1 protein-coding gene is annotated in these 12,830 nt (G+C 72.0%); it reads right to left on the minus strand.

The annotated features are described in order from the left end of the window. Positions 1–204: 204 nt before the first annotated feature. Entirely contained in the window at positions 205–12,582 is a 12,378-nt protein-coding gene (locus IU476_RS08485; RefSeq protein WP_438943982.1) for a non-ribosomal peptide synthetase, read from the minus strand. Between the last annotated feature and the right edge of the window lie 248 nt (positions 12,583–12,830).

Consider the following 12,830-nt stretch of genomic DNA (forward strand, 5'->3'; position numbering starts at 1 on the left):
CGACCACCCGAAACACGTGTACCTCACCCTGCCTGTTGTCGATCGTGCGCCCGCAGCGCCGCCCCCTTCATCCATCGAGCGCGGCCGGGGCATGTTACGCGCGGGCGGCCCCATCCCGGGCCGGCGGGGCGGGCCGGGACCCGGAACCAGACCATTGTCCGGTACTGCGGCCCGCCGGGCACGCGGTGGGGCGGTCGACCCGTATCAGTGCTGGTCGGAGTCGAGCAGCGCCGCCAGCACCGGGCCGATCTCGGCCAATGCCTCGGGTCCGACCAGTTCCTCGTGACGAACCGGTACCGGCCGGTCGACCACCTCGCCGTCGACGTAGGGCGCCCAGTCGGCGGCCGCGCGCCCGCGTTCGATGTGACTGACATCACCACCCGCGCGGAAGAACTCCATCGTGCCCCGGAAGACGGCGGGCCGATGCTCGGACACCAGTTCGGCCGAACGGACCGCGCCGCTGTAGATCCGGCGCACCCGCTCGGGCGTGAGGGACACCAGGTCGGCCGGAATCGCGGCGTGCAGCGCGGCCAGCGCCTCGTCGCCGAGATCGTGCAGGTCGCCGGCGGGCAGGGCGTCGGCCCCGAGGCCCAGTTCGGCGAGGGCGTCGCGCACGGCGGAACGGAAGTCGGCGACGTCCAGCTCCGGATATCCGTCCAGCACCGCCAGCAGCGACACCTCCGCGCCGGCGGCCTGCAGTTCGGTGGCGACGGTGTGCGCGAGCACGCCGCCCAGCGACCAGCCCAGCAGGCGGTACGGGCCCTCCGGCTGCACCGACCGGATCTCCGCGACGTAGCGCAACGCCATGTCGTGGATCGATTCCGGCACATAGTCCTCCGACAGCGCCGGGGACTGCACTCCCCACAGCGGCTGCGAAAGGTACTGGGCCAGACCGATGTACGCCCACGCGAGACCGTACATCGGGTGGATGCAGAACACCGGGTCGCCGGTCGCGGCGCGCAGCGGCAACAGCACCGCGAACGCCGAATCGTCCTGTTCCCCGGCGCCTTCGGTGTCGATGCGGCGGGCGAGCCCGGCCACCGAGGCGTCGGTGAAGAACCACGGCACCTCGACCCGCGCCCCGGTCGCCGCCCGCAGCCGCGCGACGGCGCGGGTGGCGAGCAGCGAATTGCCGCCGAGGGCGAAGAATTCGTCGTCCGCGCCGACCTCGGCCACGTCGAGGAGTTCGGCGAACGCGTCGGCCACCGCCTGCTCGGTCGGGGTGGCGGGGGCGCGGAAGGCGGTGCCGCTGTGGAATTTCGGCGCGGGCAGGGCGCGGCGGTCGAGCTTGCCGTTGGGGGTCAGCGGCAGCGCGTCGAGCACCGTGATCGCGTCGGGGACCATGTAGCCGGTGACGAACTCGCCGACCCGGGTGCGCAGTTCCGCGGGATCCGGACGCGAGTCGCCTTCGCCGACAACGTATCCCACCAGCCGATCGCCGGTCTTGGCATCGCTGTGCACGACCACCACGGCCTGGCCGACGCCGGGGCAGCGCAGCAGCGCCGCCTCGACCTCGCCGAGTTCGACGCGGAATCCGCGCAACTGCACCTGCTGGTCGCCGCGGCCCGCGTATTCCAGGGTCGCGGTGTCGCCGGACGCGCGCCAGCGGCCCAGGTCGCCGGAGCGGTACACGCGAGATCCCGGCGGCCCGTAGGGATTCGCCACGAATCGGGCGGCGGTCAGGCCCGGTCGGCCGAGGTAGCCGCGCGAGAGCTGGTCGCCGGCCACGTACAGCTCGCCCGGGACACCCGCCGGGACCGGGTGCAGGCGCTCGTCGAGCACATAGGTGTCCAGGCCGGGCAGCCCGCGGCCGATCACGCTGGCGCCGCTGTCGGCCGCGTGTTCGTCCAGCGCCAGGAACGACACGTGCACCGTGGTCTCGGTGATACCGTACATGTTGACCAGCCGGGCTTCGCGGTACCGCTCGTACCAGGGCAGCAGCCGGCGCGGATCGAGCGCCTCGCCGCCGAACACGATGTGCCGCAGCGCGAATGCGGCCGGGGGCGCGTCCCGGTCGGCGGCGACCAGCTGATAGAACGCCGACGGCGTCTGGTTGAGCATCGTCACGCGCTCGCGAATCAGCAGTTCCCGGAACCGTTCCGGGGAGCGCGAGGTCGCGAAGTCGACGACCACCACGCTGCCGCCGGAACTCAGCGCGCCCCACAGCTCCCACACCGAGAAGTCGAAGGCAAAGGAGTGGAACAGCGTCCACACGTCGGATTCGCCGAAACCGAACAGTGGCCGGGTGTTCGCCAGCAGCTGCAACACCTGCCGGTGCGCGACGCCGACGCCCTTGGGTACGCCCGTCGAGCCGGAGGTGTAGATGACGTAGGCGAGGTGGTCGGCGCGCAGCGGGGCGTTCCGGTCGCGATCGGTGACCGGCGCGTCGGTGTGCGCGGCGACGTCGTCGAGCAGTACGACCGGAAGGTCGTTGTCCGGCAGCGCCTCCCGCTCCCCCGCCGTCGTGAGCAGGCAGGCGGGCGCGGCGTCGGCGAGCAGGAAGCGCAGCCGCTGCGCGGGGTAGGCCGTGTCGATCGGCAGATACCCGGCACCGGCCTTCAGCACGCCCAGCAGCGCGACCGGAAGTTCGGCGGTGCGCGGAACCGCCACGGCCACCAGCGATTCCGGCCCCACGCCGTGCGCGATCAGCGCCCGCGCCACGCGGTTGGCGCGGCGGTCCAGCTCGTCGTAGGTGAGGGTGGTATCGCCGGAGCGGACGGCCACCGCGCCGGGGTGGCGGCGGACCTGTTCGTCGATCAGCTCGACCAGTGACGACTCGGTGGCGGTTCGCGGCGCGGCAATGGGCGTATTCCATTGCCGCAGCGCCACGGTGCGCTCGTCGTCGGTCAGCAGGCCGATATCGCCCACGGCCGCGCCGGAGTCGGCCAGGGCGGCCAGCACCCGCAGGAAGCGGTCGGCGAAGCCGTGCACGGTGGCGGGGTCGAACAGGTCGGTGGCGTAGGTGAACGCGGCGGCGATGCCCTGGGCGGCGCCGGTGTCGTCGGTGCGTTCGGTGAGGGTGACCTGCAGATCGAATTTCGCGGGCGGCGGCGCGGCGGCCACACCGGCGACGGTCAGTTCGGGCAGCCGCAACTCCGCGGGCGCCAGGTTCTGGAACGTCAGCATCACCTGGAACAGCGGGTGCCGGGACGCCGAGCGCGCCGGATCCAGCAGCTCCACCAGGCGTTCGAACGGCACGTCGGCGTGCGCGAAGGCCGCGACATCGGTGTGGCGGACGGTGCGCAGCAACTCGCCCACGGTGGCGCCGGGATCGACCTCGGTCCGCAGCACCAGGGTGTTGACGAACATGCCGATCAGGTCGTCGAGGGCGGCGTGGCCGCGGCCCGCGACCGGGGTGCCGATCGCGATGTCCCGGGTGCCCGACAGGCGCGCGAGCAGCACCGCGAGGGCGGCGTGCACGACCATGAACAGCGTCGAATGATGTTCGCGCGCAATCCGGTTCAGCGCGGCGTGCAGGTCGGGGTCGATGTCGAATTCGATCGTGTCGCCGCGGTAGGAGGCCGCGGCCGGGCGCGGGCGGTCGGCCGGGAGATCCACCTGTTCGGGCAGTGCCGCGAGTTCGCGCCGCCAGAACGCGATCTGCTGGGCGAGAATCGAATCCGGGTCGTCCTCGGCGCCGAGCGCCTGCCGCTGCCAGAGCGCGTAGTCCGCGTACTGCACCGCCAGCGGCGCCCAGGAGGGGGCGTCGCCGCCGGTCCGGGCCGCGTAGGCGAGCATCAGGTCACGGGTCAGCGGGCCCATCGACCAGCCGTCGGCGGCGATGTGGTGGGCCACGAAGGCGAGCACGTACTCACCGGAATCGGGTTGTGCCACACCGATTTCCGGGGTCACCTGGAACAGGCCGATGCGGAACGGCACCTCGGTGGTGACGTCGAAGCCGCGCAGCATCAGCTGCTCCACGGCGGGCACCAGCTCCGCGGCCGACACCGGCACGACCGTGAGATCGGCGTCGACGTCGCGGGCGGGGCGGATCTCCTGCACCGGGCCGTCGGCGGTCAGCGGGTACACGGTGCGCAGGATCTCGTGCCGCGCCACCAGGTCGGCGACGGCCGCGCGCAACGCGGGCACATGCAGCGTCCCGGTCAGCCGGATGGCCGCCGGAATGTTGTATACCGCCGCGCCCGTGTCGAATTGGTTGAGCACCCACATACGCTGCTGCGCGAACGACAACGGAATCCGTGCCGGGCGCGGGCCCGCCGTGAGGGCCGGCAGCGCGCTCCCGGCGGACTGTTCGACCGCGACGGCCAGCGCGGCCACCGTGGGCGCCTCGAACAGGCTGCGCACCGACACCCGCGATTCCAGGGCCGCGCCGAGCCGCGCCGCGACCTGGGTGGCGAGCAGCGAGTTGCCGCCCAGCGCGAAGAAGTCGTCGTCGACACCCACCCGCGGCACGCCCAGCACCTCGGCGATGGTGGTCGCGACGATCTCCTCGATCGGTGTGGCGGGTGCCCGGTAGGCGGTGGCCTCGAATTCGGGTTCCGGCAACGCCTTACGGTCCAGCTTGCCGTTCACGGTGAGCGGCAGCGCGTCCAGGACGACGAAGGCCGCGGGCACCATGTAGGACGGGACGGCGGCCGCGACCGCCGACTTCACCTGTGCCGCATCGAGTCCGCCGGCGGCCGGGACCAGGTAGGCGACCAGGCGGTCGCCGGCGCGCGCGTCCCGCTTGGCCAGCACGGCCGCCTGCGCGACCTCGGGCAGCGCCAGCAGCGCGGCCTCGATCTCGCCCAGCTCGATGCGGAAACCGCGGATCTTGACCTGGAAGTCGGTGCGGCCCCGGTATTCCAGCTCACCGCCGGCGTTCCAGGCGACGAGGTCGCCGGTGCGGTACATCCGGGTGCCGGGCACGCCGAACGGGTCGGCGACGAACCGGTCGGCGGTCAGGTCGGGGCGGGCGAAGTAGCCGCGCGCCAATTGCGCTCCGGCCAGGTACAACTCGCCCGAGACGCCGACGGGGACCGGATGCAGGCGCGAATCCAGCACGTACACCTGGCTGTTCCACTCGGGCGCGCCGATCGGCACCGACACCTGGTCGGCCGCGGTGACCCGGTGGCTGGTGATCGAGACGGCCGCCTCGGTGGGGCCGTAGAGGTTGAACAGGTCCACGTCGGGGTGCGCGGACCGGAATCGCTGCGCGAGCGCGCCGGGCAGCGCCTCGCCGATCGCGAGGACCCGCCGCAGCGACTTCCACAGCGCCACCGTGGCCACCGGGGTCTCCGGCCGCTGCGCTTCCTGCCGGGCGACCTCGCCGGTCATCCGATAGGCGTCGCCCGAGCCGCGGGCCGCGGCGTCGGTGAGCAGCGCGTCGAGCATCGACGGCACCACGTGCAGGGTGGTGACGTCCGCGCGCGCCATCAGCTCGTTCAGGTACGCCGGGTCGCGGTGCCCGTCCGGCGCGGCGATCACCAGGCGGCCGCCGCAGACCGCGGCCGTCCAGAATTCCCACACCGACAGATCGAAGGTGGCCGCCGTCTTGAGCAGCACGGCGTCGTCGCGGGTGAGACCGAATTCGGCGGTCTTCCACAGCAATTGGTTGACCACCGCGGCGTGCGGCACCGCCACGCCCTTGGGCCGCCCGGTGGAACCGGAGGTGAAGATCACGTACGCGGTGTGCTCCGGGCGGAGCGCGGCGCGGCGGTCGGCGTCGGTGACCGGTGCGGCCGATACCGCCGCCAGGTCCAGTTCGTCCAGCGCGAGCGCGCGGGGGTGCGCGAAGACGTCCGCGTTCGTCAGCACGCACACCGGGTCGGCGCTGTCGAGGATGTAGCCGGTCCGGTCGGCGGGCTGGTCGGGGTCGACCGGCACATAGGCGCCGCCCGCGGTGGTGACCGCGTACATGGCCACCACGAGGTCCACCGAGCGCCGGAAGGCCAGCGCCACCCGCGCCTCGGGACCGACGCCCAGCGAGATCAGGTGCCGGGCAAGGCGATTGACGCGAGCGGACAGCTCGGCGTAGGTGAGCGACTCGGCCCCGTCGGGACCGTCGGCCACCAGTGCCACCGCGTCGGGACGCGCGGCGACCGTACCGGCGAGCAGCGCGCCGAGTGTGGGCAGCGCCGTGCCGCGCGGCCGGATGGTGTTGAGCACGCTCGAATTCAGCGGGTAGCCGGTGATGTTCGGGGCGACGAGGACCCGGTTGCGTTCCTCGCGGTCGAGCAGCGGCAGGTCGCCGACGGGCGCGGACGCGTCGGCGACGACCGCGGCGAGCAGGCGCGCGAGGCGTTCGGCGAAGCCCTGCACGGTGGCGGCGTCGAAAAGGTCGGTGGCATAGGTGAAGTGACCGGCGATACCGGCGGGGTCACCGTCGTCGCCATAGACGTCCCCGACGATCAGGTGCAGATCGAATTGGGAGACCTGGAGATCGGCGTCCACGCCTTCGACGTTCAGGCCGGGCAGGCGCAATTCGGTCTTGCCCAGGTTCTGGAACGACAACCCCACCTGGAACAACGGATGATGCGCCGTCGACCGCGGCGGATTCAACACCTCCACCAACCGCTCGAACGGCACATCCGCATGCGCGAACGCCCGCAAATCCGTCTCCCGCTGCCGCACCAGCAAACCCGCGAAACTCTCTCCGCGATCAACCCGCGTACGGAACACCACGGTGTTCACGAACATGCCGATCAAATCATCGAGCTCGGCCTCACCACGACCCGCCACCGGCGTACCCACCGCGACATCATCAGTACCCGACAACCGGGCGAGCAGCACAGCGAGCGCGGTATGCACCACCATGAACAACGTCGCACCGTGCGCCCGCGCCAATTCGCCCAGTGCCGCGTGCGTGCGCGCGTCGATACGGAAGTCGACCCGCCCGCCGCGCAGGGTCGCCACGGCGGGCCGCGGCCGATCCGTCGGCAGCTCCAACAGGTCGGGCAGCCCCGCCAGCTCGCGACGCCAGTACGAGATCTGCTGTGCCGCCACGGAATCCGGGTCGGACTCGTCGCCGAGCACGGTCCGCTGCCAGACCGCGTAGTCGGCGTACTGCACCTGCAGCGGCGCCCAGCCGGGCGCCGCACCGGCGGTGCGGGCGGCGTAGGCGGTCATCACGTCCCGCACCAGCGGCGCCATCGAGGAGCCGTCGGCGGCGATGTGGTGCACCACCACCGCGAGCACGTACTCCGGCCCCGAATCCGTTGCGGCGTCGGTGATCTCGAACAGCCGCACCCGAATCGGCACCTCGGCCGTCACGTCGAACGGGGTCGCCGCCAGCTCGTACACGGCCGCGACCGCGCCGTCGGCGGTGACCCGCTCGGGCGTCACGGAGACCCAGGCGCCCGGATGTGCCGCGTCGCCGCCGCTCGGGCGGGCGAACGCCGCCGACACCGGCAGCACGACCTGGACCGGCCCGTCGGGTGTTTCCGGGTAGACGGTGCGCAGCACCTCGTGCCGCACCACCACGTCGTCGAGCGCCGCGGACAGGGCCGGCACGTCGAGCGCGCCGGTGAGCCGCAGGGCGAACGGCAGGTTGTAGGCCGCCGAACCGGCCGTGTCGCCGTCCTGGTCGAACCGGTTCAGGAACCACATCCGCCGCTGCGCGAGCGACAGCGGCACCTGCTCGGGCCGCACGATACTGCCCAGCTCGGCGCCGCGTCTGCCGTGCGTGTGCGATTCGATCGCCGCCGCCAGCGCCGCGACGGTCGGCGTCTCGAACACGGTCCGCACGGGGATCCTGGCGTCGACCGCCGCGCCGAGCCGCGCCGCGACCTGGGTGGCGACCAGTGAGTTGCCGCCGAGGGCGAAGAAGTCGTCGTCCGCGCCGATTCGCTCCACCCCGAGCACCGCGCCGAACACACCGGCCACAATCTCCTCGATCGGCGTTGCGGGAGCGCGGAATTCGCGCGTGCTGTAGGTGGGTTCCGGCAGCGCCTTGCGGTCGAGCTTGCCGCTGGCGTTGAGCGGGAACTCCGCCAGCGGCACGATCGTCCCCGGCACCATGTAGGCGGGCAGCGACTTCGCCACGGCGGCCAGCAGTTCCGGTTGGTCGATCCGCGCGCCGGGCGCGGGCACCACGTACGCCACGAGCTGGTCGCCGAGCGTCGACGGCATCACCAGGGCCACCGCCTGGCTGATCGTCGGCTGCGCCAGCAGGGCCGTCTCGATCTCCCCGAGTTCGATGCGCTGGCCCCGGAACTTCACCTGGAAGTCGGTGCGGCCCAGGTATTCCAGCCGCGCCCGGGAGTCGTCGGTGCCGGCGCGCCACACCGCCAGATCGCCGGTGCGGTACATGCGGGCCCCGTCCGGCCCGAAGGGGTTGGCCACGAACCGGTCGGCGGTCAGGTCCGGCCGACGCACGTAGCCTCGGGCCAGCTGATCGCCCGCCAGGTACAGTTCGCCCGGCACGCCCGCGGGCACCGGCCGCAGCCGCCCGTCCAGGACGTAGGCGCGAGTGTTCCACTGCGGCAACCCGATCGGCACGCTCGGGCGGTCCGCGCCCTGCGCGTGCCAGTAGGTCACCGACACCGCGGCCTCGGTCGGCCCGTACAGGTTGTGCACCCGCGCGGCGCACACCCGGCGCACCGCGTCGACCGTCTCCGGCGGCAGTGCCTCGCCGATGACGAAGATGTCCCGCAGGGTCGGACACGCGCCGGCGGTCAGGTGCGCCGCGAACACCGTCAGCATCGACGGCACGAAATCGGTGACCGTGACGCCTTCGGCCGCAATGGTTTCCGCGACGTAGAGCGGGTCGCGGTGACCGTCGTGGGTGGCGACCACCAGCTTCGCGCCCGCCCGCAGCGGCATGAAGTAACCCCACAGCGACACGTCGAACGTGGTCGCCGTCTTCTGGAGATACACGTCGTCCGCGCCCAGGGGGTACTGCGCGAGCATCCACTCGATCTGGTTGTGGATGGCCGCGTGCGACACCGCGACGCCCTTGGGACGGCCGGTCGAACCCGACGTGAAGATCACGTAGGCGGGGTTCGAACTACGCAGCGGCCCGCGGCGTTCGGCGGGAGTGAGCGGCGCGTCCGAGAATCCCGACAGGTCCAGCGCATCGATCTCGAGCACCTCGCGCGCGCCGGACACCGCGGCCGAGTCGGCCGTGGTGGTGAGGACCGCGACCGGTTCGGCGGTGCCGAGGATGTGGCCGATCCGCTCGGCGGGATGATCGGGGTCCAGGGGCACGTACGCGCCGCCCGCGGCCACGATGGCGTACATGCCGACCACCAGGTCGAGCGACCGCCGAATCGCCAGGCCCACCAAGGACTCCGGGCCCACACCGCGCGAGACCAGCAGGCGCGCCAGCCGATTCACCCGCGCGTCGAACTCGGCGTAGGTCAGCGCCGTGCCCTCGTAGGCGACCGCGACCGCTTCCGGTTGCCGGGCCGCGGTACGCCGGTAGCCGTCGAGCAGCAGCTCCGGGTCGACTTCGTGCCGGGTGTCGTTCCAGCCGTGCAGGATTCGGTCCCGCTCGGGGTCCGACAGCAGCTCGATGCCGCCGACCGGACGGTGCGCGTCCGCGGCGACCGCCGCCAGGATGCGGTGCAGCCGCTCGGCGAAGCCCGCGACCGTGGACCGGTCGAACAGATCGGCCGCGTAGGTGAATAGGGCCGCCAGGCCGGCGGGCGCGTCGCCCTCCGCGCGCGGGACGACCGTGAGTTGCAGGTCGAATTTCGCTATCGCGCCGTCGAATTCGACCGCCGCGGCGCTCAGCCCCGGCAGCTCCAGCGCGGGCTTGTCCATGTTCTGGAAGAACAACGCCACCTGGAACAACGGATGATGCGCCTGCGACCGCACCGGATCCAGCACCTCGACCAAGCGCTCGAACGGCAACTCGGCGTGCGAGAACGCACCCAGGTCGGTCTCTTTCACCTCCGCCAGCAGCTCGGTGAACGACGCGGCCGCGTCTACGCGGGTGCGCAGCGCCAGCGTGTTGACGAACATGCCCACGAGATCGTCGAGTTCGCGCTCGCCGCGGCCCGCCACGGGCGTGCCGACGACGATGTCGTCGGTCGCGGACAGCCGTGCCAGCAGCACCGCCAGGGCGGCGTGCACCACCATGAACAGCGACACGCCGGACGCCTGCGCGAGATCGACCAGCCGCGCGTGCACCGCGGCGTCGATCTCGAACGGGTACTGGCCGCCCTGCCCGGACGCCACCGGCGGCCGCGGCCGGTCGGCGGGCAGCTCGAGACGATCCGGGATGCCGTCGAGAGTCTCACGCCAGTAAGCGATTTGGGCGGCCCCGACGGAACCGGGGTCGGTCTCGTCGCCGAGCACCGCGCGCTGCCACAGCGTGTAGTCGGCGTACTGCACCGGCAGCGGGTCCCAGCCGGGCGCACTGCCGGCGGATCGCGCCAGGTAGGCCGTCATCAGGTCGCGGACCAGCGGGGCCATGGACGCGCCGTCGGCCGCGATGTGGTGCACGGCGATCGCGAGGATGTGCTCGGTGGTCTCGGGGCCGGGCACACCGGAATCCACGGCCAGCAGCGCGATGCGCAGCGGCACCTCGGCCGCGACGTCGAAACCGGCGAAGGCGAACGCCGCCAGCCACTCCTCGAGTTCGCCCGGCGCAACGGGTTTCGCGGCCACGTCGGGGATGGCGCGCTCCGGCGGCAGCACCACCTGGTAGCCGGTGCCGTCCTCGGACGGGTAGCGGGTGCGCAGTGTCTCGTGCCGCTCGACGACGTCGGCCACCGCGGCCTGCAGCGCCTCCACGTCCAGGTCGCCGGTGAGCCGGATGACGACCGGAATGTTGTTCGCCGCCGACGCGGTGTCGAACTGGTTGAGGAACCACATCCGCTGCTGCGCCGGCGAGAGCGGCACGCGGTCCGGACGCGGCATGGGCGCCAGCGCGATCCGGCCGCCGGTGTCCACCAGCGGCTCGATGGCCGCGGCCAGGGCGGCGACGGTCGGGGCCTCGAACACCAGCCGGGCCGGCACCCGGGTGCCCAGGGCCGCGCCGAGCCGGGCGGCGGCCTGGGTGGCGATCAGCGAGTTGCCGCCCAGGTCGAAGAAGTCGTCGTCCGCGCCGACGGGCGCGGCGGGATGCAGCAGGTCGGTGAAGGTGTCGGCGACCAGCGTCTCGAGGCGTCCGGTCGGGGCGCGAAACTCCTTGGCCTGCAACACCGGAGCGGGCAGCGCGGCCCGGTCCAGCTTGCCGACCGGGGTCAGCGGGATCTCGTCGAGCACCATCACCGAGGTCGGCACCATGTGCGCGGGCAGGCTGCGGCTCGCCCAGTCGAGCAGCTGCTCGACCTCGACCGCGCCGTCCACCGGATGCACGTAGGACACCAGCACGGTGGCGCCGCTGTCGAGCCGATGGCCCACCGTCACCGCGAAATCGACGGCGTCGTGGGCGGCCAGCACCGCGTCGATCTCGCCCAGCTCGATCCGGAAACCACGGATCTTCACCTGGAAATCGTTGCGCCCCAAGTACTCCAGCTCACCGGCCGCCGTACGGCGCACCAGGTCGCCGGTCCGGTAGAGCCGGGAACCGCTGGGGTCGAACGGATTCGCCACGAACCGCGACGCGGTGAGCGACGACCGCCGGTGGTAGCCGCGCGCCACTTGCGCACCGGTGATGTACAACTCGCCCACGGCGCCGTCCGGCACCGGGCTCAGCCGGTCGTCGAGGACGTACTCGGTGATGCCCCGGATCGGGCCGCCGATGGTGATCGACTCGCCGGGCACCAGCGGCGCGCTGATGTTCGTCATGATGGTGGTCTCGGTCGGTCCGTAGCCGTTGTAGAACTCCCGAGTGCCGGTGGCGACGGGAATCACCCAGCGCCGCACCAGTTCCGGCGGGCACGCCTCGCCGCCCGCGATCACCACGCGCAGATCGTCGAGACCCGCCGGATCCACCGAGGCGAGGGCGGCCGGGGTGATGAACGCGTGCGTCACGCGCTCGCGGCGCAACAGGGCCGCGAGTTCGTCGCCGCCGTACACCGACGGCGACGCCACCACCAACGTCCCCGCACCACCCACCGCCAACAACAACTCCAACACCGACGCATCAAAAGACGGCGACGCAAACGCCAACGCCCGCGCATCACCACCCACCCGATACCGCTCACGCTGCTCATCACAAAAACCCGACAAACCAGCCTGAGAAACCACCACACCCTTCGGCACACCCGTCGAACCCGACGTATAAATCACATACGCCGGATGCTCCGCACGCAACGGACGCAACCGATCGGCATTCTCGATGGGCTCCGCCGACGCCCGCTCGAGGCGGTCCCGGATGCCGCCGTCGAGCACCAGCCATTCGACGCCGCCGGGCAGCTGGTCGCGCACCGCGGACACCGTCAAGCCCAGTACCGCACCGGAATCGGCGACCATGTGCGCCACGCGCTCGGCCGGATAGTTCGGATCCACCGGCACGAAACCGGCCCCCGACTTGGCCACCGCCCACACGGCGACGACGGAGTCCACCGACCGCGGCACACCCACCGCGACCAGATCCTCCGGACCCACACCCCGCTCGATCAGCAACCGGGCCAGCCGCGTCGACCGCTCGTCCAACTCGGCATAGGAGACTTCGGCGAGCGTCGAGGTGGCGTCGGCGAAGACGAGGGCGGTGCCGTCGGGATTCGTCTCGACGGCAGTCGCGAGCAACCTCGGCAGCGTGGTGACACGCGAGCGCCGGGTGCGGGTGGGCCGCCGACGTGCGGGTCGGGTCACACGAACACCCGGCCCAGAGTCCGGGAGCACGCGTCACGCGCGCCCCGCTCGCCAGCCAGTCTGCCGAACATCAAAATGAAACCTTCTCCATGCCTACTTCGAACCTCACGATCATGCCCTGTTCGCACGCCTAGCGCATCCATACTGGTGACCGCATGCCCCAGAGATCGGGGTCATGGAAG

The organism is Nocardia blacklockiae, assembly GCF_015477355.1.
Taxonomy (GTDB): Bacteria; Actinomycetota; Actinomycetes; order Mycobacteriales; family Mycobacteriaceae; genus Nocardia; species Nocardia blacklockiae.